The organism is Xanthomonas sp. NCPPB 1062 (assembly GCF_041481705.2).
GTDB lineage: Bacteria > Pseudomonadota > Gammaproteobacteria > Xanthomonadales > Xanthomonadaceae > Xanthomonas > Xanthomonas euvesicatoria.
The window spans coordinates 4,865,802-4,884,439 of the sequence record NZ_CM192987.1 but is presented as its reverse complement, the minus strand read 5'-3'; the positions used below and the strand labels follow the sequence as shown (position 1 = coordinate 4,884,439).

Below are 18,638 nucleotides of genomic sequence, written 5' to 3'. Positions count from 1 at the left end.
CATGCACGCTGCGGTCAGTCGCAGAGCGGTGCATTCTCGCCGCTGCACTCTTGCGCCGCTACAGCTCGATCTTGCCCGCGTATGCATCGCGCACGCTCTGGCTGATGTAGGTGCTCAGCCCGCGTCCGGCCGTGGCAAGCCGCTGCATGGTCGCGACCGCCTCGGCACCGGCGCTATCGGCGGTATACACATAGGTCTCGCCGCTGCGAAAGCGCACGGCGATGGCGTCGTCGGCCAGCGCGTAGGCCACCACGCCCGAGTGGCCGTCGCGATTGCCATAGCGCTGCATGCGAACCGGGCGGGGTGCGGTCATGCCGGCAGGCTAGAACCGCTGCAGTGATGGGCGCTTCAACGAACACGGCAATAACGCGCTACAGCCCGCAGGCCATGCGACATCGAAACAGGTGTGCTGGCCATTTCAGCGTCATGGCCCAGCCGTGCAGCCACCGTTTGCACGCCGGCCACGCGAGGGCCGCCGTGATGGCAGGTACCGCGCGTGTGGCAGATGGCGCAGCGCATGCAGGTGTGGCGTGTGGATGATGCGCGTCTGCGCGCATCGCATCGACCGCCGGCCTTCTGTCTAGCCAAGCGATCGCGCCGATCGCGCCACTGCGATCACCGCATCACCCCATACCAACCCCATCGGCCTGCAGCGGGTACAACGCCGTCAGCGCCTGGCAGCGCTGCGCAAACAGCGCATGCAATTGCCGGATCGCCGGCGAAAACTGCTTGCGGTGCGGGCACACCAGCTGCAGCGGCAGCCGATCGCCGCACTCGGGCAACAGCACCTCCAGCCGCCCGGCCTGCACGTCTGCGCACACATCCAGCCACGACTTGTAGGCAATGCCTTCGCCGGCGACTGCCCAACGCCGCACCACATCGGCGTCGTCGCACAGCATCGCCCCGCGCACCGGCACCACGTGGCGGCGGCCGTCCAGGTCGAATTGCCAACGGTCGTAGGCGCGCCCGGCCAGCACGTACAGCAGGCAGGCGTGCTCGCGTAGCGCATCCAGCGTGGCGGGGCGCCCGTGGCGCTGCAGGTAGGCGGGCGCGGCCACCAGTACGCGGCGGTTGTCCGGTGCCAGCGGCAATGCCACATGCTCTGCATCGTCGATACGGCCGAGCCGAAATGCCACATCCACCGGCGCGCGATACAGGTCGGCCACCTGATCGGACAGGTGCAGGCGCAGGGTCAGCTTCGGGTGCGCGGCGCGGAATTCGGTCAGCCACGGCAGCAGCACGTTGCGGCCCAGGTCCGACGGCGCCGTCACCTGCAGCAGCCCCTGCAGCGCGCTGTCGGCGCCTCGCACATGTTCGCGCCCGTCGCGTAGCAACTCCAGCACGCCGCGCGCATAGGGCAGGTACTGCTCGCCCTCGGCGGTCAGCCGCAGGCTGCGCGTAGACCGGGCGAACAGACGCAGATCCAGCGCGCGTTCCAGCCGGGCCACCGCCGCGCTGGCCTGTCCCGGCAACAGATCGGCCTCGCGCGCTGCGCTGGAAAAACTGCCCAGCGCCGCGGTCCGCACGAACAGCGCCAGGTCGTCGAAGCGGACCATCTTCACTCCAGTGGTGAAAGTGCTTGTGCAGTTTGCCGGTTTTTCCGTGAATCCAGGTGGTTGACGATGCAACTCCCTCCCGCACGACGCCTGCCATGAAAGCCATCGCCTACCCGCAACACGGCCTGCCCATCGACGATGCGCGCGCGCTGATCGAACTCGAGCTGCCGCTGCCCACCCCCGGCCCGCGCGACCTGCGCGTGCGCATCCACGCCGTGTCGGTCAACCCGGTCGACACCAAGGTGCGCAGCAACGCGGCGGTGGATGCCCCGCGCGTGCTGGGCTGGGACGCCAGCGGCGTGGTCGATGCGGTCGGCGAGGCGGTCAGCCTGTTCCGCCCCGGCGATGCGGTGTACTACGCCGGCGCGCTGACCCGCCCGGGCACCAATGCCGAGTTCCACCTGGTCGACGAGCGCCTGGTCGGGCGCAAGCCGGCCACGCTCGACGACGCTGCGGCCGCCGCATTGCCGCTCACGGCCATCACCGCCTGGGAGCTGCTGTTCGACCGGCTCGGCATTGCCGAAGGCGGCGGCGAAGGCCAGGCATTGCTGGTGGTCGGTGCGGGCGGGGGCGTGGGCTCGATCCTGGTGCAGCTGGCGCGCACGCTGACCAAGCTGACCGTCATCGGCACCGCCTCGCGCCCGGAAACCCAGGATTGGGTGCACGCACTCGGCGCGCATCACGTGATCGACCACAGCCAGCCGCTGGGCGAGGGCCTGCAGCGGATCGGCATCGCGCAGGTGCAGCACGTCGCCAGCCTCACCCACACCGACCAGCACTTCGCCCAACTGGTCGAGGTGCTGGCCCCGCAAGGTCAGCTGGCGCTGATCGACGACCCGGCCACGCTGGACGCACTGCCGCTCAAGCGCAAGAGCCTGTCGCTGCACTGGGAACTGATGTTTACCCGCTCGCTGTTCGAAACCCAGGACATGATCGCCCAGCACCATCTGCTCAATCGCGTCGCCGAGCTGGTGGATACCGGCGTGCTGCGCACCACCCTGGGCGAGCACTACGGACGCATCACCGCCGACAACCTGCGCCGCGCCCACGCCGCGCTGGAATCGCACCGCACCCGCGGCAAGCTGGTGCTGGAAGGCTTCTGAGCGCAGAGGCCTCACGCACGACAGCGCTCTGTCATGGCCGCTGTCGTGCAGCCGCACCCTGCAGCGTTGGCACGCGATCGCCGCTGGCCAAGGTCCGCGACGCAGCTATTGCGACAGGCGCCGCTACACTGCGCGCATGTCATCTCAATCCCTGATCCTTCTCGGGCTGCTTGTCGTAGTCCTGGTGTTGCAGCTGCTGGCGCTGCTGCGACGTCCGTCCACCACCGCGCTGGAACATGCACTGCGCGCCGAGCAACGCGATGGCCGCGGCGAATTGCGCGAGCAACTCGAAGGCCTGGCGCGGCAGCAGGACGCCCGCCTGGAAACCTTCGCGCGCAACCTCACCGAGTTGTCCACGCGCACCGACCAACGCCTGGACCTGCTGCGCGACGCGCTCGGCGAAGATGCCCGCAAGGCGCGCGAAGAAAGCGGCCTCGCACAACAACGCACCGGCGAGCTGCTGACCCTGCGGCTCACCGAATTGCGCACCCAGCTCGAAGGCTTCGGCCAGCAACAGGAAACCCGCATCCACGTGTTCGGCCAGCAACTGACCGAACTGATCGCGCGCACCGATACGCACATGGCCGCGCTGCGCGACGCGCTGGCCGAAGACGCCCGCAAGGGCCGCCAGGAAGCAGGCCAATCGCAACAACGCTTCACCGAAGCGCTGGGCCAGCGCTTGAACGAACTCACCCAGCGCAACGAACTGCGCATCGGCGAGATGCGCGCCACGCTCGAGCAACAGCTGGCCAACCTGCAACACGACAACGCCAGCAAGCTCGAATTGATGCGCGCCACCGTCGATGAAAAACTGCAGACCACGCTCAACACACGCCTGGATGCCTCGTTCAAGCTGGTCTCCGAACGGCTGGAACAGGTGCAACGCGGCCTGGGCGAAATGCAGCAGCTGGCCACCGGCGTGGGCGACCTCAAGCGCGTGCTCACCAACGTCAAGGACCGCGGCGGCTGGGGCGAAGTGCAGCTGGACAACATCCTCGAGCAGACGCTGACGATGGAGCAATACGCCCGCGGCGTGCGGGTCAAGCCCGACAGTGCCGAAGCGGTGGATTTCGCAATCCGCCTGCCCGGCCGCGGCGACGAGCAGGTGGTCTGGCTGCCGGTGGACGCCAAGTTCCCGCGCGAGGACTACGAACGCCTGATCGACGCGCAGGAAAAGGGCGACCTCGACGCGATCAAGCAGTCGACCGTGCAACTGGAACGCGCCATCCGCATCCAGGCCAAGTCGATCAGCGACAAGTACGTCTGCCCGCCGCACACCACCGACTTCGCGGTGATGTTTTTGCCCACCGAAGGGCTGTATGCCGAAGTGATCCGGCGTGCCGGCCTGGTCGATCTGCTGCAGCGCGAACACCGCGTGGTGCTGGCCGGCCCCACCACGTTTACCGCCTTGCTCAACAGCCTGCAGATGGGCTTTCGCACGTTGGCGATCGAAAAGCGCTCCAGCGAGGTCTGGCAGGTGCTGGGCGCGGTGAAGAGCGAGTTCGGCAAGTTCGCCGGCATTCTGGAAAAGGCCGAGCGGCAGATCAGCACCGTCGGCAAGAGCCTGGGCGAAGCCAGCCGCAAGACCCGCACCATCGAACGCCGCCTGCGCGGGGTGGAAACCCTGGCCGGCGAGCAATCGCAGGCGCTGCTGGACGATGGCAGCGACGACACCGGCAACAGCAGCGAAGACGACAGCACCGACGAGCAGGCGTGATTGGCTGCCGACGCCAATGCATGGCCTGCACAGGCGACAGCACACGTAGGAGCGCACCCGGGCGCGAGCCGCTTTACCGATAACGCTTCATCGCGCCCGGGTACGCTCCTACGAATGCAGGTTTGCGGCACGTGCTTGCGCCGATCGCCAGCACATCGTGCAGACATCGCCACCGCGATGCTTGCATCCACCTGATTCAAGACGAGAGTTTCAACATGGCGACCCGATGGATCCACGCAGGGCTCTGCGCGCTGCTGCTGACTGCCTGCAGCAATGCGCCAACCGCCTCCCCTGCCTCGCCAGCCGCGCAGGCCCCTGCTGCACAAACCAGCGCCGACGCCGCTGCCTGCACCGCAAAGGGTGGCCAACTGCGGCCGGTCGGCCGCATGCAGATTCCGCGCTGCATCGTGCCGTATGCCGATGCCGGCAAGACCTGCACCGACAACAGCGATTGCAGCGGCGACTGCCTGGCCACCAGCATCGTGCCGAACGGCGCGGCGGCCACCGGGACCTGTCAGCGCGACAGCGATCGTTTCGGTTGCCGCCAGGAGGTGGTCGGCGGCAAGGGCCAGGCGGCGTTGTGCATCGATTGAGGGCTTCGAAAATGGCCGAGCGCGGGTCCTGGCCGGTCAGCCGTTCGGCCCGTGGGCGTCGCTGCAGACAACCGCCAGCCGCGTGAGCCAGCGGCATCGCTCGCTCCACCCTGGCCGTTTATGCTCTCGGCTCTACCTGTCCAGGACGCATCGATGAGCCAGACGCTGTACGACATTCCCGTGACCCGCATCGACGGCCAGCCCACCACCCTGGCCGACTACCGCGGCAAGGTGCTGCTGGTAGTCAACGTCGCCTCCAAGTGCGGCCTGACCCCGCAGTACGATGGCCTGGAAGCGCTGTATCGCGACAAGCGCGCACAGGGCCTGGAAGTGCTGGGGTTTCCGGCCAACGACTTCAACGGCCAGGAGCCGGGCAGCGAAGCGGAAATCGCGCAGTTCTGCCAGCTCACCTACGATGTCACCTTCCCGATGTTTGCCAAGATCGCCGTCACCGGCGACCAGGCGCACCCGCTGTATCGCGCACTGACCAGCACGCACCCGCACACCACCGGCGACGGCCCGATGCGCGAAAAACTGGCCGGCTACGGCATCGCCCCCAACCCCGCGCCCGGGGTGGTGTGGAACTTCGAAAAATTCCTGATCGGCCGCGACGGCACGATCATCGACCGCTTCGCTCCGGATATTCCCGCCGACGATGCACGCCTGCGTGCGGCAGTGGATGCGGCGCTGGCCACCCACGCATAGCGCGCTGGCGGCATTGCGATGACGCGTCACGTTCTTATCGGGAGCCAGGGAACAGGCAATGACCTTCAATCACTTCTTCAGCTCTTCAATGCTCGCGTTGTCGATGGTGACTGGCTGCTCGCACATGCCCGGTACGGCGTCCACCCCTGACACGCAGGCAGCGCGGTACATCGTCGACTGTTCTCGCGACTGGGCAGAGTCTGTCGTGACAGGAGATCGGTCAAAGCGCAGGATTTACTTTGCCGACGACTTCATCGGGACTGACACCAAGGGCCGCAGATACGATAAATCCCAGGTCACTCGCGAGACCGGTCCTGCCAAACAGATCATGTCCAACACACTCGACGAAATAAACGTCAGATTCTTCGGAGAGACCGCGATCGCACACGGGAGCGAAACGTGGACCCGTAAAGACGGGTCTACGGGCCGGTATGTCTGGACCGATATCTGGATCAAGCGGAGTGGTCGGTGGCAAATCATCGCTGCGCAGGATGCAGCGTTACCGACACCGCCTCGCAACGACGGCACCTAGCACTGCTGTCACACCGAGGCGCTTGGCAATGCGGGCGTTCGTCGTGACCTCGCAACGGGTCCGCTTGGTGCCCAACACACAAAAAAGCCCGGGATCGCTCCCGGGCTTTTACATTCATCACTCGCCAAAACCCTAACCGCTCAACGCACCCAGTTCGGAATCGGCATGGCGTTACCCGGCACGGTATTGTCCTTGTCGTCGCGCAGGTATTCCGGCAGCTCGTTGTTCTTCTCGCGATGGCTGCGCAGATCGCGGGTGATCTGGTAATTGCGGCGCTGCATCCACGCATCGCGGGTCAGCGCGTATTCGTCCGGCGCCTGGTCGCGCAGCGAATCCAGCGACATCAGCTGCGCGCGCGTGTCCACCAGCTGCAAGCCCTGCAGGGCGAAGCGCGTACCGCCGTCGTCCACCTGGCGAATCCACGACAGCGGAATATCGCCCGCCAGCCCGAAGGTGTCGCGCACGGTGCGCGGGCCGAACAACGGCAGTTCGAAGTAACGCGAGTTGCGCCAGCCCCACGCGCCCAGCGTCTGGCCGAAGTCTTCGCTGCGCCGCGGGATGCCGGCTGCCGAGGCGGGGTCGAACAGCCCGGCCACACCGAGGGTGCTGTTCATCACAAAGCGCCCCAGCGACTGCATTGCATGGACCGGGTGGCCTTGCAGCAGCTGGTTGACCATGGTCAGCGGCGTGCCCAGGTTGTCGAAGAAGTTGGTCACGCCCAGGCGCGCCGGGCTCGGCACCACCTTGGTGTAGGCCGTCGCCAACGGACGCGCCACGCCGCGGTCCACCGCCATGTTGAAGCGGTGCATGCCGCGGTTGTAGCGCTCCCACGGGTCGTATGCCGGCGCCGCGCCCGGTTGTGCCGGCGCACCGTTGGCACCTGCTTGCGGGGTGGTCGGGCCATACAGCGCGTCGAAATCGCTTTCGGCATCGGTGGGCGCGCCTGCAGCGGCGGTGCCGGTACCCGCCGCTGCAGGCGCATCGGCAGGAGCAGCAGCGCTCGCCGGCAGCGCGTCCGGGGCGGCCATCCCGGCGGCGGCCGGCTGCGCGGTCACTCCGGCATCGTCGCGTACCGGCGCCTCGGTCGCAGGCGCGATGGCGGTACCGCCCGACGGCGGAGCGGATTTGGGCGCCTGGCTGGCGCAGGCACCCAGCAGCAGGCTGGCCAACAACGGAAGAGAACGGAACTGGGTCATGGGCTGGCGCTCAGGCCTGAAAATCGAGAGTGGGGGACAACCGGTAGGCGGCGCGCAATTCGTCCAGACCGGACGCCTCGCCCACCACCGCGCCGCTGCCGGCTTGTAACCGGGCAGCCAGTTCGGCCAGCATCGCCACGCCGGCACTGTCCAGGCGTTGTACACCCGACAGGTCCAGCGTGCGCGCGCCATCCAGCTGTGCGATCGCCTGCGGCCAGGCCGCGGTGACCGCCGCACGGTCGAGCACGCCGGTGATGACCAGCGTGTCGGCCGTGCGTTGCACGGTATCAGTTGCCATTGGCCGGTGCCGTACCGACCTGCAGGTTGCCGCTACGCAGCTCGGCGGCCACCTTGGCGATGCCCTTCTCGCGCAGCGGGCCGTCGAACTGGGTCTTGAAGGTCTGCACGTAGGAAATGCCTTCGATCATCACGTCGAAGATCTTCCACTGGCCGCCGGTATTGCGCATCAGGTAGTCGACCGGGGTCGGGTCGTTGCCGGCACGCAGCAGGTCGGTGGAGACCTTGACGCCGCGGTTGCCCGGCAGCGCGCTCTCGGACTTGGCGCGGAAGGTCGGCTTGCCTTCGAAATTCAGCAGCGCGGTGCCATACCGCTGCATCAGGTTGTCGGCCAGCGCATCGGCAAACAGCTTGACGTCGGCATCGGAGGCGCCACGGCCATGCACGCCCAGCACCAGGCGGGCCGAGTAGTCGCGGTCGAAGGCCTTGTTCAATTCGCCATTGATGAACTGACGCAGCGCCGCCGGATTGCTGCGGAACTCGGCACGGCGCTGGTCCAGCGTGCTCAGGATGCGGGTGCTGCTGTCGATGACGGTCTTGGTCGCTGCGCCCTGCGCAGGTGCGCTGGCAGCGGCCGGCTGCGCCAGCACGGTGACCGGTGCGCACACCAGCAGGGTCGAGGCCAGGACGGCAGAAAGCACAGTGGTCTTCATTGGTGTGGTTCCGTAGAGGGAGGAGCGGTTTGGGCAGGCGCAGGCGCCTGGCCGTTGGCGGCGGCCGGGGCATTGCTGCCGCCACCGCCACCACTGAACATGTATTTGCCAACCAGCTGCAGCAGATCCACCGCCGGCTGGGTGAAGCCGATTTCGTCGCCCGGCTTGAGGGTGTCCGGGTCGCCGCCCGGCTGCAGCCCGATATAACTCTCGCCCAGCAAGCCGCTGGTGAAGATGCCGGCCGAGGTGTCGGCCGGCAGGTCCTTGTATTTGGTATCCAGCGACAGGGTCACGATCGAATCGAACTTGGTCGGGTCCAGGCTGATGTTGGACACCTTGCCGATGGTCACCCCGCCGATCTTTACCGGTGCCTGCGCGCGCAGCTGGCCGATCTGGCTGAAGCGGGCGGTCAGCGTGTACTGGCTGGAGCCAAAGCCCCAGCGCTGGTTGGTCGAGGCCACCGCCAGCACCAGCAGCGAGGCCAGGGTCAGCAGCAAAAAGGCGCCGACGGCGAATTCGAGTCGTGGTCCACGCATGGCCATAGTTATTCCACTCACCTAAACAACATTGCAGAAAGGACGAAGTTGAACATCAGCACCAGCAGCGAGGCGTTCACCACCGCGCGGGTGGTGGCGACCGAGGTGCCTTCGATGGTCGGTTCGGCATGGAAGCCCACGTAGGCGGCAACCAGTGCAGCGGTGCCGCCGAAGATTGCCGACTTGAGCATCGCCACGCCGAAGTCGTCCCAGACGTCCACGCTATTGCTCAGCCCGGACCAGAACGTGCCGTTGTCGATGCCCAGCACATGCACCGCTTCGAAATAGCCACCGGTGATGGCCAGCGAGCAGAACACGCCGGTGAGCAACGGCACCGTCAGCACCGCCGCCCAGAAGCGTGGCGCCACGGCCTTGGCCACCGGGTCGATGGCCATCAGCTCCAGCGCCTTGATCTGGTCGGTGGCGCGCATCAGGCCGAGCTCGGCGGCGATCGAACTGCCGGCGCGGCCAATGAACAACAAGGCGGTCAGCACCGGCGCCAGTTCGCGATACAGCGACAGGCCCAACAAGGTGGACAACGCATCGGACGCACCGTAGGTGGTGAGCGTGCGGTAGCCCTGCAAGGTCAGCACCAGGCCGACGAAGGCGCCGCCCACCGCAATGATCGGCAGCGAGCGCGCGCCGACCTTGTAGATCTCGCGGACCAGTTCGGCAATGAAATCGCGCGTGGGCAGCGAGCCGCGCAGCACCGTCAGCGAAAACAGCCCGGCGCGGCCGAAGGCGCGAATGGAATCGGCGAAGGCCATCAGGCAGCACTCCGGTCGCGGCGCGGGGCGGCATCGAAGGCGATCGGGCCGTCCGGCTGGCCGTGCAGGAATTGCTGCACCAGCGGGTCGGTACTGTCCTGCAGCTGCGCCGGCGTGCCGGCGAACACGATGCCGCCATTGGCGATCACCACCGCCTGGTCGCAGATCGGCAGCGTCTCGTGCACATGGTGGCTGACGATGATGCTGGTCAGGCCCAGGCTGTCGTTGAGGCGCTGGATCAGGCTCATGATCACGCCCGAGGCGATCGGGTCCAGTCCGGTCAGCGGCTCGTCGTAGATCATCAGTGGCGGGTCCAGTGCCAGCGCGCGCGCCAGTGCCACGCGCCGGGCCATGCCGCCGGACAACTCGCGCGGCCAGGCATCGGCTGCGGCCAGCAGGCCCACTGCATGCAACTTCATCTGCACCAGCCGCTGCAGCACCGCTGCCGGCAACCGCGTGTGGGTGCGCAGCGGCAGCGCGACGTTCTCGGCCACGCTGAGGTCGGTGAGCAGGCCATTGCCCTGCAGCAGCACGCCAACGTTGCGACGCATCTCCAGCAGCGCGCGGCTGCCGGTGGGAATGGGATTGCCGAACAACGTGACCGTGCCTGCGACCGGGCGCAGCTCGCCGGTCAGCGCCGCCAGCATGGTGGATTTGCCGCTACCGGACGGACCGAGCACGGCCGTGATGCTGCCGCGTGGCACCTCCAGCGACACATCGCGCAGGATCGTGCGCCCGCCGCGATCGATGCGGACACCGGACAACTGCACGACAGGGGAAGCGGAAGCCGTCATGGGTGCCTTTAACAAAATTACAGCGCGATAGAGTAGCCCGTGCACCGCTGAACATAACCAGACTGGCGCGTGCAGTATTGTCGCATTCACCGAAGGGCGATGTGCGGGTTGCGCGTCGCTGTCTGCGTAACAGCGTGTCCTGCAACGCAACCAGGCCCACGCATGCGGGCGTGATCGGCAAACGTACGCTGCGGTAGGGACGTAAGCGACGTTGCCACAGCATGCAGTGTGTACCTTGAGACTGGCAGGTGCCCCTGGTCGTCTTGCCTGTCGCAGTTGCGCAACGATCTGCCTAGCATGTCGCGTTGTCGGCAGCGGCATCTTGTCGAACCGGCCACAAAACGTGACGATCCACGCTACTTCGTCGCTGCAGGAATCTTCCATGGAGTTGCTGACGCTTGAACACTTTGCCGGCAGCGTCAACGAGACCTTTGCCGCCGCTTTGAATGAGGGCGAGGTGCCGTTCGTGCTGGTGGAGGCGCGGCCCTTGCAGCACGCGCGCAATTCGCAACGTGCGCCGTTCTCGCTGCTGTTTCGGAATGGTTCGGCCTTTTTGTTTCCGCAGCAGACCTATCAGATGCGGCATGCGCGGCTCGGCGAGATCGGTATCTTCCTGGTGCCGGTGGCGCGCGAGCGCGACGGGTTCTTGTATCAGGCCGTATTCAATTGAATACGGCCAGCTGCACGTTCAACTGAGCAGGTGATCGTGCCGATGCCAGTGCATCTGCAGATGGGTCTGGGTGCTGTCGCCTGCAACGAATCCGAGGCGGGCATACAGGCGTTGCGCGGCGGGGTTGGCGTGCAGCACATGCAATGACAAAGCACATCCCGCATCGCGGGCGCACGCCTGCGCATGTGCAATCAACTGCGTGCCGATGCCCTTGCCATGCCAGTCCGGCAGCAGGCTGATATCGACCAGCGTGTGGTGTGCGGCGCCGCGGTGCAGATACAGCCGGCCGATCGCTAGAGCTTTGGTCTGCACGATCAGAAAGTCCGCATCGGCAAACTGCTGCCGGTAATGCGCGCGCTGCAGGGCGAACTGCTGCTGCAGGAAGGCGCGCTTGGTCGCTTCCGGCCAAGGCACCGGTGCCAGCTCCTCGCGACGCGTGCTGGCGTACAGATCCTGCAACCAGGGCAGATCCGCATCCTGCTCTTCGCGCAATGCAATGGCGTGCGCACCCGGCAACGTGGTCTGGCTTGCGCCGCCGGATGCCTTCACGACCTCGCCGGAAAGCGGGCGTGTCATGACATCAACTGAAGACAGGGTAGTCGCCGGACAGCGCGATGCAGAAGTTTACCGCCAGATACGGCTGCCGGTTCTCGTGGGCCTGGCCGTTGCCGGTGGGAATCAACATAACGGGAGAGAACTGCTTGTCGGGCGCAATTGCGTTATATGGACGTGCGCTGCTGCTACCTGGCGACGAAAGCGCGGCGCCGCCGACGGGCGCACCGCTCTTCTTCGTCTGGTCCGCTAAGGAGAACGAGTTGACGCCGTGCTGGTGCATCGGCATCTCCGAGTCCGACAGATTCACCCCTGCGGAACCAAAATTGCTGCCCAGCGTGTGCGGGGTCAGGCCAGGGCCCGGGCCCTGCTGGCAGCCAGCGCGCGCGGTGAAGTTCGGCAGCTGAAACGTACTGGAGCCATTGCCGCCGTAGGCGATGCCGAGCAGCGAATACAGCGCGCTGTTCTGCGTGATCGGCAGGACGGCACCATTGCACAGGGCCCAGCCGTAAGGGTTGTAGTCGAAGCCGAACAACTGGATTTCGCCGAGATAGGGTTCGGTCATGAGCGGATTCCTCCGATGGAGCGGATGCGTGCCGCAGCCACGTCGACGCGGCGCATGGGATCAGGCTTGCTGCGGAAAGATGCCGGTGGTGGCAATGCAGTACTGCACCGTCAGTGTGGGCATGACGTTGTCGTGCGGCTGGTTACCACCGGCGAATGAGGTGCTCTGCCCCGACATCGCTTGCGCCGTGGCGCCGCCGGTGGTGGTGAGATAGAAAGTGTCGCCGCTCACCGCTGCAGGCAACAGGCCCGAGGGTGCCGTCGCTGTCGCCCCCGCGGTGGTAGCTTGCGCGACGTGCGTATGCGCCGGCATCTGCAGATCGGTCAACGTCACCGTCTCGGTACCGGCACTCTGGGCAAGCACGTAGTTGCTCAGTCCCGGCCCCTGGCCCTGGTGGACCGGCACGCGGCCGCGCAGGTCAGGCACTGCAAAGGTGCTGGTGCCATTTCCACCGTAGGCGGTGCCGAGCAGGACATATAACGGCTCGTATTCGGAGATCTGCAGCAATGAGCCATCGCACGCTTGCCAGCCCTGAGGAGTGCGGCCAAAGCCGAACAGGCGGATTTCGCCGATGAAGGGAGTACCCATGAGATTCTTCCTGGTCGATGAGGTGATCCGCGCACCAGTGCGCTGCGCACCCGAGTGCGGATGCGCCTAGCTGCGCGAAGGGAAGATGCCGGACAGCGCGATGCAGAAATTGATCGTGGTGTATGGCTGCACGTTCGGATGCGCCTGGCCGCCGCCCTCTGCGCCTACCGTGGCTTGCGAGAGCGGGACCACGCTCCCCGGCGCGGCGTACAGCGGTGTCGCCGTTCCCGACGTGGCGCCATTGTTGGCGAATAGGCGCCCGGTTGGGTTGCGGTTATTGCCGGCGGCGCTGGCGCATTCCATCAGATGGAGGTGTGCAGGCAACTGGTTTTCCACCAGCGTCACCGTCTCCGCACCAGCGGCCTGACCCATTGGCATCGCCGTCGGCTGCCATGCCGGATCCGCCGACGGCCCATAGCCCATCGGCGTGCGGCCGCGCATGTCCGGCAGCGCGAAATTGGTCTTGCCGTCGCCGCCGAACCGCGTGCTGAGCAGACTGAACAGGGCCTGGTTCTGATTGATCGGCAGCAATTGACCGTTGCATTGCGCAAAATACTTCGGCGCAAACGCGAAACCGGTCAGCATGATCTGACCGATGAAGAACTCGCTCATGCGGATCTCCCCTAGGGTGTTTGACGCCGACATCGCGCCTGGCGCTGCTCTACTTAATCACGTCTTCTGCGCAATGCAAGCATTGATAATGCTGAATCGGACAGGGGCGACGTATTTGGTGCTTTACGAATACGTAAATTTACTGTTCAAATGCTAGCGCAGCATGGTGGGGAATATGCCCTTCAAGGCCTATAACCATGCTGTCTGAGGCACCAGGAGCGTTGCCGGCGCCAGTGGGGTGGCGTGATTTTCCGGGGAAATGGAATATGTCTACGAATTGCACCAATATGGCTGCAGGCGTGCGCGTCGTTTTGCGTTGGCCGCTGGTGTTCGCGCTGCTGCTGTTGAGTACGCTGTATTCCGGCAAGGCCGCAGCAGCGGCGTCGCAATATTGTCCGACGTTGAACGCCACTGTAGTTCAGGGTGGCTCGGTGCAGATCGACGTCACCACCTGCGACGGCACTGGCGTAGACGACATCGGCGTTGGCTGGGACGGAGTGCAGCCTCCCCACGGCACTCTGACCGTTCCTAATCCAAGCGGAGCACAGGGAACGCAGATCGTCACATACACGCATAATGGCGACAGCGCCACCAGCGACACGTTTCCGCTGGAAGACGGCGCTGGCGATACCATCACAGTCAATATCACGATTACCCCCTCGCGGACCGCCAGCATCGCGGTTAGCCCGTCCGCCGCCAACGAGGACAGCGGTACCTCCTTGGTCTACACGGTGACGCTGAGCCAGACCAATACCTCGGCGACCACGGTCAACCTGACCCGCAGCGGCACCGCGACCAGCGGCACGGACTACTCCGGCGCTGTGACCAGCGTGGTGGTGCCGGCCAATACCGCCTCGGCCAGCTTCAGCGTTACCCCGATCGCCGACACCGCGGTGGAAACCGACGAAACGGTGATCTTCAGTGTCGCCAATGGCACCGGCTATTCAACCGGCAGCCCGTCCAGCGCCACCGCCACCATCGTCAACGACGACTTCCCTTCCGCGAGCATCGCCGTCTCCCCGGCCAGCGTGTCCGAGGACGGCGCCACCAATCTCCTCTACACGGTCACCCTGAACCAACCGTCGCCCACCGCGCTGTCCATCGGCTTTGGCGTGAGCGGCACCGCGACCTCGGGCACCGACTATGCGGCCGTGAGTTCGCCGCTGGTGATCGCCGCCGGCCAGACCACCGGCACCATCACCATCAATCCGACCGCCGACAGCACGGTCGAGCCCGACGAAACCGTGGTGATCAGCCTCAACACCGGCAGCGGCTACACGGTCGGTTCGCCGAACAGCGCCACCGGCACCATCCTCAACGACGACCAGCCGGCGCTGTCGATCAACGATGTTTCGGTCAACGAAGGCAATGCCGGCACCACCAATGCCACCTTCACCGTGTCGTTGAGCGCGCCGGCCGGCGCCGGCGGCGTCAGCTTCGATATCGCCACGGCCGATGGCACCGCCACTGCGGGTGTGGACTATGTCGCCTCCAGTCTGACCGGGCAGACCATCCCGGCCGGCAGCAGCAGCGCCACCTTCACCGTGCTGGTCACCGGCGACACGCTGGCCGAGCCGAACGAAACGTTCTTCGTCAACCTCAGCAACGTCACCGGTGCCAGCGTGAGTGACGGGCAGGGCCTGGGCACGATCGTCAACGACGACGCGCAGCCGGCCCTGTCGATCGACGATGTGAGCGTCAACGAAGGCAACAGCGGCACCACCACGGCCACCTTCACGGTGAGCCTGAGCGCTGCCAGCGGCCAGACCGTCACGGTCAACTACGCCACCGCCGACGGGACCGCCACCGCCGGCAGCGACTATGTCGCGCGCTCCGGCACGCTGAGCTTCGCGCCGGGCGTGACCGCGCAAGGCGTGGCCGTCACCGTCAATGGCGACACCGCGGTCGAGCCCAACGAAACCTTCAGCGTTGGCCTGTCCGGCGCCAGCAATGCGACCATCGCCCGCGCCACCGGCACCGGCACTATCCTCAACGATGATGCGGTGGTGACGATCTCGCCGGCGTCGCTGCCCGCAGCAACCGCAGGCAGCGCGTACAGCCAGACGCTGAGCGCCAGCGGTGGCACCCCCGGCTACAGCTTCGTGATCAGTGCCGGTACGTTGCCGGCCGGAATGACCCTGAACGCCGCCGGGGTGCTGTCCGGTACGCCGACTGCCAGCGGCAGCTTCAACTTCACCGTCACCGCAACCGACAGCGGGGCACCGACCAGCGGCAGCCGCGCCTATACCCTGACCGTGGCCGGCGCCAACGTGATCTTGCCGGCCACCACCTTGCCGGCCGGCACCGCGGGCCAGGCCTATTCGAGTGCGATCACTCCGGCCGCCGGCGGCATTGCGCCCTACAGCTACGCGCTCACCGCCGGCGCGTTGCCCGCCGGCATCACGCTCAATAGCGGTAGCGGCGCATTGAGCGGCACCACCACCAGCGTGGGCAGCTTCAGCTTCACTGTCACTGCGACCGACAGTACCAGCGGCACGCCCTCGCAGGGCACGCGCGGATACACGTTGAACATCGCCGCGCCGACGATTGCAGTGGCGCCGTCCACGGTTCCCACCGCAACACGTGGCACCGCCTACAGCCAGACGCTGACCGCCAGCGGCGGCACGGCGGCCTACACCTACGCGATCACGAGCGGTGCATTGCCGGCCGGGATCACCTTGGCCAGCAACGGCACCTTGTCGGGCACGGCCACGCTGGAGGGTACGTTCAACTTCACCGTACAGGCCACCGACGCCAACAGCTTCACCGGCACGCAGGCATACAGCCTGACCGTGGCTGGCCCGAACCTGGTGTTGCCGGCGTCGACCTTGCCGGCAGGGACGGCCGGGCAGGCCTATGCGGCTGCGGTCACGCCGGCCACCGGCGGCACCGCGCCGTACAGCTATGCAGTCACTGCCGGCGCGCTGCCGGGTGGCGTGGGACTGGACGCTGCCACCGGCGGCCTCAGCGGGACGCCGACGGTGTCGGGGACCTTCACCTTCACCCTGACGGTCACCGACAGCACGCCCAGCCCCGCCGCGCAGGCCAGCCGGAGCTACTCGCTGACCATCAACGCCGCAACGCTGGTGCCGGGGCAGCCCACCTTGCCGCCGGCCGTGCGTGGCACCGCCTACAACCAGGTGCTCACCGCCAGCGGCGGCGTTGCGCCGTACCGCTACAGCATTGCCAGCGGCACGTTGCCGGCCGGATTGACGCTGGCCAGCGACGGCACGCTGTCGGGCACGCCAACGGTACAGGGCACCACGTCGTTCACCATTGCGGTGGCCGATGCGGGCAATGCCAGCGCCACGCAGGCCTACACCTTCACGGTGAACGATGCGGCGCCGGTGGCGGTGGCCGATGTTGCCGCCACCATGACCGACACCGCCGTGACCGCAGCGGTCACCGCCAACGACACCGGCAGCATCACCGCGATCGCCATTGCCAGCGCGCCCACCAACGGCACGGCCGTGGTCAACGGGCTGGAAGTGGTCTACACGCCGAACGCCGGCTTTGCCGGTACCGACGTGCTGAGCTATACCGCCAGCGGCGCAGGCGGCACCTCGGCAGCGGTGACGCTGACCATCACGGTTAACGTGCGGCCGGTGGCGGTGTCGGTGACTGCGGCGGCAGTGCCGGGCGAAGCGCAACAGGTGGACATCACCCGTAACGCCACCGGCGGGCCGTTCGTGGCGGCTGCGGTGGTTGCGGTGTTGCCGGCCTCGGCCGGTACCGCCACCATCACCCGCGTGGGCGGCACCGCCAGTGCGGCGGCGGCGCGTGCCTCCGGGCTGTCGCCGGCGGCCGCTGCAATGGCCGAGACGCCGACCTTTACCCTGACCTTTACGCCCAACCCGGCCTTCGTCGGCCAGGCCACGGTGCAGTTCACCTTGTCCAACGCATTCGCCACCTCGGCCCCGGCCAGTGTGGTGTTCAACATCGCGCCACGGCGCGACCCGAGCGTGGATGCGGAAGTGCGTGGCCTGATCGATGCGCAGTCCGAGTCCACGCGGCGTTTTGCGCGGGCGCAGATCGACAACTTCCAGCGCCGTCTGGAGGCCACCCATCGCGGCGGCGGCAGCTTCACCAACGCAGTGAGCTTCCAGCCGACCTCGCATTGCCGCCAGGCCGAGCGCGGCATCAGTGCGCAGCCGTGCAGCCCGGACACGCAGGACGTCGACAACGACTTCCGCGATGCGCCCGCGGCGACCGGCACCACCGGCAGCAGCGCGCAGACGCAGGGTGACCTGGGCCTGTGGGTGGGCGGCGCAATCCGCTCGGGCAGCCTGAACCGCCAGACCAACAGCAACGGCGTGGATTTCCAGACCGATGGGTTGAGCGTGGGTGCCGACTACCGTGTTGCCTCGTCGCTGGCGATCGGCGCGGGCCTGGGTTGGGGCCGCGACGACAGCGATGTGGGCAACAACGGCAGCCACAGCAAGGCCACTGCCTACACGATGGCGTTGTACGCCAGCTTCCATCCGGGCAAGGCGTTCTTCTTCGACACCTTGGTCGGCTACCAGCTGCTGTCTTACGACCTGCGCCGCTTCGTCACCGATGACAGTTCGCTGGCCGAGGGCAACCGCGACGGCACGCAGTGGATCGCCTCGCTGTCCACCGGTGCCGACCTGCAACGCGGCACGCTGCAGATCACCCCGTACGCGCGGGTGGATGTGGCACGCGCCACCTTGGACGGCTATGAGGAAGCGGGCGTGGCCCCGTTCGCGCTGCGCTATGCCGACATGGATGTGGCCACCACCACCGGCAATCTCGGCCTGCGTCTGGAATGGCGTCGCGAGGTTGCCTGGGGACGGCTGACCCCGCAGTTGCGCGTGGAGTACCAGCGCGACTTCCAGGGCCGTGGCGATGCGATCCTGAGCTACGCCGACCTTACCGGTGGCCCGTTCTATCGCACCGCGCAGAGCGCGTTCGACCGCAACCGCTTGATGGTGGGCATCGGTGCAGCGCTGTTGACCGAACAAGGCCTGTCGACGCGGCTGGAATACCGCGGCATCACCGACGGCGACAGCAACAACGATCAGACCTGGATGATCAATCTGGAAAAGAAATACTGATCGGGTTGTAAGCCACGCGGTCATGCAACGCGATGGGCCGGGCGAACACCCCGGCCCATTGCGTTTGTGATGTCGACGGCGTGTTGCGCGCGTGGTTGCGATGACGCTCGCGGACGCAGTGAATGGC

Annotated in this window: 19 protein-coding genes; 7 read left to right on the top strand and 12 right to left on the bottom strand. The window is 66.6% G+C overall.

Annotated features, from left to right (window positions below):
* Nucleotides 1-58 precede the first annotated feature (58 nt).
* Nucleotides 59-289 (bottom strand): hypothetical protein, encoded by a 231-nt coding sequence (locus ACCQ16_RS20855; RefSeq protein ID WP_029820556.1) that lies wholly within the window; start codon nt 287-289, stop codon nt 59-61.
* A 334-nt stretch (nt 290-623) separates the two neighbouring features.
* Complete coding sequence (locus tag ACCQ16_RS20850) at nt 624-1,556, bottom strand: LysR family transcriptional regulator (protein WP_031425249.1); 933 nt, start codon at nt 1,554-1,556, stop codon at nt 624-626.
* Between the two features lie 95 nt (nt 1,557-1,651).
* Here ACCQ16_RS20850 and ACCQ16_RS20845 point away from each other — a divergent pair, with 95 nt between their 5' ends.
* From ACCQ16_RS20845 to ACCQ16_RS20825, 5 genes are all read left to right on the top strand, one after another.
* A complete protein-coding gene (locus ACCQ16_RS20845) occupies nt 1,652-2,659 on the top strand; it encodes a zinc-binding alcohol dehydrogenase family protein (RefSeq protein ID WP_057682046.1) in 1,008 nt (335 codons plus the stop codon).
* A gap of 184 nt (nt 2,660-2,843) precedes the next feature.
* Nucleotides 2,844-4,376, top strand: a complete 1,533-nt coding sequence (locus ACCQ16_RS20840; protein WP_277573426.1) for a DNA recombination protein RmuC — start codon at nt 2,844-2,846, stop codon at nt 4,374-4,376.
* 191 nt (nt 4,377-4,567) lie between these two features.
* Entirely contained in the window at nt 4,568-4,969 is a 402-nt protein-coding gene (locus tag ACCQ16_RS20835; protein WP_109290613.1) for a hypothetical protein, read from the top strand.
* 153 nt (nt 4,970-5,122) lie between these two features.
* Nucleotides 5,123-5,674 (top strand): glutathione peroxidase, encoded by a 552-nt coding sequence (locus tag ACCQ16_RS20830; protein WP_277573414.1) that lies wholly within the window; start codon nt 5,123-5,125, stop codon nt 5,672-5,674.
* Between the two features lie 58 nt (nt 5,675-5,732).
* Nucleotides 5,733-6,206 (top strand): nuclear transport factor 2 family protein, encoded by a 474-nt coding sequence (locus ACCQ16_RS20825; protein ID WP_277573415.1) that lies wholly within the window; start codon nt 5,733-5,735, stop codon nt 6,204-6,206.
* 140 nt (nt 6,207-6,346) lie between these two features.
* Here the strand turns inward: ACCQ16_RS20825 and ACCQ16_RS20820 are convergent, their stop codons facing one another.
* Genes ACCQ16_RS20820 through ACCQ16_RS20795 form a run of 6 tightly spaced genes read right to left on the bottom strand, consistent with a single transcriptional unit; the run spans nt 6,347 to nt 10,449 of the window.
* The gene (locus ACCQ16_RS20820) at nt 6,347-7,402 is read right to left on the bottom strand and encodes an MlaA family lipoprotein (protein ID WP_014091559.1); all 1,056 of its coding nucleotides are present in this window, start codon (nt 7,400-7,402) and stop codon (nt 6,347-6,349) included.
* Nucleotides 7,403-7,412: 10 nt separating this feature from the next.
* Nucleotides 7,413-7,700, bottom strand: coding sequence for an STAS domain-containing protein (locus ACCQ16_RS20815; RefSeq protein ID WP_057682048.1), 288 nt, complete (start codon nt 7,698-7,700; stop codon nt 7,413-7,415).
* Nucleotides 7,690-8,352: an MlaC/ttg2D family ABC transporter substrate-binding protein gene (locus ACCQ16_RS20810; RefSeq protein ID WP_008575277.1), complete on the bottom strand. Its 663-nt coding sequence runs from the start codon at nt 8,350-8,352 to the stop codon at nt 7,690-7,692. The genes ACCQ16_RS20815 and ACCQ16_RS20810 overlap by 11 nt, the downstream gene beginning before the upstream one ends.
* A complete protein-coding gene (gene mlaD, locus ACCQ16_RS20805) occupies nt 8,349-8,894 on the bottom strand; it encodes an outer membrane lipid asymmetry maintenance protein MlaD (protein ID WP_008575276.1) in 546 nt (181 codons plus the stop codon). The genes ACCQ16_RS20810 and mlaD overlap by 4 nt, the downstream gene beginning before the upstream one ends.
* Before the next feature lie 11 nt (nt 8,895-8,905).
* Nucleotides 8,906-9,655: an MlaE family lipid ABC transporter permease subunit gene (locus tag ACCQ16_RS20800; protein WP_011349188.1), complete on the bottom strand. Its 750-nt coding sequence runs from the start codon at nt 9,653-9,655 to the stop codon at nt 8,906-8,908.
* Nucleotides 9,655-10,449 carry an ABC transporter ATP-binding protein gene (locus tag ACCQ16_RS20795; RefSeq protein WP_011349187.1) on the bottom strand — a complete coding sequence of 265 codons (795 nt, stop codon included), beginning with the start codon at nt 10,447-10,449 and terminating at the stop codon, nt 9,655-9,657. The genes ACCQ16_RS20800 and ACCQ16_RS20795 overlap by 1 nt, the downstream gene beginning before the upstream one ends.
* A gap of 382 nt (nt 10,450-10,831) precedes the next feature.
* Here ACCQ16_RS20795 and ACCQ16_RS20790 point away from each other — a divergent pair, with 382 nt between their 5' ends.
* Nucleotides 10,832-11,119: a DUF6916 family protein gene (locus tag ACCQ16_RS20790; protein WP_011257259.1), complete on the top strand. Its 288-nt coding sequence runs from the start codon at nt 10,832-10,834 to the stop codon at nt 11,117-11,119.
* A gap of 18 nt (nt 11,120-11,137) precedes the next feature.
* On the opposite strand, the gene ACCQ16_RS20785 is transcribed toward ACCQ16_RS20790, so the two are convergent.
* From ACCQ16_RS20785 to ACCQ16_RS20770, 4 genes are all read right to left on the bottom strand, one after another.
* Nucleotides 11,138-11,695 carry a GNAT family N-acetyltransferase gene (locus ACCQ16_RS20785; RefSeq protein ID WP_014091557.1) on the bottom strand — a complete coding sequence of 186 codons (558 nt, stop codon included), beginning with the start codon at nt 11,693-11,695 and terminating at the stop codon, nt 11,138-11,140.
* 4 nt (nt 11,696-11,699) lie between these two features.
* Nucleotides 11,700-12,236 (bottom strand): phage tail protein, encoded by a 537-nt coding sequence (locus tag ACCQ16_RS20780; protein ID WP_071118197.1) that lies wholly within the window; start codon nt 12,234-12,236, stop codon nt 11,700-11,702.
* A gap of 60 nt (nt 12,237-12,296) precedes the next feature.
* Nucleotides 12,297-12,824 carry a phage tail protein gene (locus ACCQ16_RS20775; protein ID WP_057682050.1) on the bottom strand — a complete coding sequence of 176 codons (528 nt, stop codon included), beginning with the start codon at nt 12,822-12,824 and terminating at the stop codon, nt 12,297-12,299.
* 66 nt (nt 12,825-12,890) lie between these two features.
* Nucleotides 12,891-13,436 (bottom strand): phage tail protein, encoded by a 546-nt coding sequence (locus tag ACCQ16_RS20770; RefSeq protein ID WP_011349183.1) that lies wholly within the window; start codon nt 13,434-13,436, stop codon nt 12,891-12,893.
* A gap of 266 nt (nt 13,437-13,702) precedes the next feature.
* Here ACCQ16_RS20770 and ACCQ16_RS20765 point away from each other — a divergent pair, with 266 nt between their 5' ends.
* Nucleotides 13,703-18,511, top strand: a complete 4,809-nt coding sequence (locus ACCQ16_RS20765) for a putative Ig domain-containing protein (RefSeq protein ID WP_372380157.1) — start codon at nt 13,703-13,705, stop codon at nt 18,509-18,511.
* Nucleotides 18,512-18,638: the final 127 nt, after the last annotated feature.

Bases quoted from the DNA above. Each gene is read 5' to 3' on its own strand.
- ACCQ16_RS20855 (WP_029820556.1), bottom strand. From the start codon at position 289: ATGCAGCGCTATGGCAATCGCGACGGCCACTCGGGCGTGGTGGCCTAC.
- ACCQ16_RS20850 (WP_031425249.1), bottom strand. From the start codon at position 1,556: ATGGTCCGCTTCGACGACCTGGCGCTGTTCGTGCGGACCGCGGCGCTG.
- ACCQ16_RS20845 (WP_057682046.1), top strand. From the start codon at position 1,652: ATGAAAGCCATCGCCTACCCGCAACACGGCCTGCCCATCGACGATGCG.
- ACCQ16_RS20830 (WP_277573414.1), top strand. From the start codon at position 5,123: ATGAGCCAGACGCTGTACGACATTCCCGTGACCCGCATCGACGGCCAG.
- ACCQ16_RS20825 (WP_277573415.1), top strand. From the start codon at position 5,733: ATGACCTTCAATCACTTCTTCAGCTCTTCAATGCTCGCGTTGTCGATG.
- ACCQ16_RS20820 (WP_014091559.1), bottom strand. From the start codon at position 7,402: ATGACCCAGTTCCGTTCTCTTCCGTTGTTGGCCAGCCTGCTGCTGGGT.
- ACCQ16_RS20815 (WP_057682048.1), bottom strand. From the start codon at position 7,700: ATGGCAACTGATACCGTGCAACGCACGGCCGACACGCTGGTCATCACC.
- ACCQ16_RS20810 (WP_008575277.1), bottom strand. From the start codon at position 8,352: ATGAAGACCACTGTGCTTTCTGCCGTCCTGGCCTCGACCCTGCTGGTG.
- mlaD (WP_008575276.1), bottom strand. From the start codon at position 8,894: ATGGCCATGCGTGGACCACGACTCGAATTCGCCGTCGGCGCCTTTTTG.
- ACCQ16_RS20800 (WP_011349188.1), bottom strand. From the start codon at position 9,655: ATGGCCTTCGCCGATTCCATTCGCGCCTTCGGCCGCGCCGGGCTGTTT.
- ACCQ16_RS20795 (WP_011349187.1), bottom strand. From the start codon at position 10,449: ATGACGGCTTCCGCTTCCCCTGTCGTGCAGTTGTCCGGTGTCCGCATC.
- ACCQ16_RS20790 (WP_011257259.1), top strand. From the start codon at position 10,832: ATGGAGTTGCTGACGCTTGAACACTTTGCCGGCAGCGTCAACGAGACC.
- ACCQ16_RS20785 (WP_014091557.1), bottom strand. From the start codon at position 11,695: ATGACACGCCCGCTTTCCGGCGAGGTCGTGAAGGCATCCGGCGGCGCA.
- ACCQ16_RS20780 (WP_071118197.1), bottom strand. From the start codon at position 12,236: ATGACCGAACCCTATCTCGGCGAAATCCAGTTGTTCGGCTTCGACTAC.
- ACCQ16_RS20775 (WP_057682050.1), bottom strand. From the start codon at position 12,824: ATGGGTACTCCCTTCATCGGCGAAATCCGCCTGTTCGGCTTTGGCCGC.
- ACCQ16_RS20770 (WP_011349183.1), bottom strand. From the start codon at position 13,436: ATGAGCGAGTTCTTCATCGGTCAGATCATGCTGACCGGTTTCGCGTTT.
- ACCQ16_RS20765 (WP_372380157.1), top strand. From the start codon at position 13,703: ATGTCTACGAATTGCACCAATATGGCTGCAGGCGTGCGCGTCGTTTTG.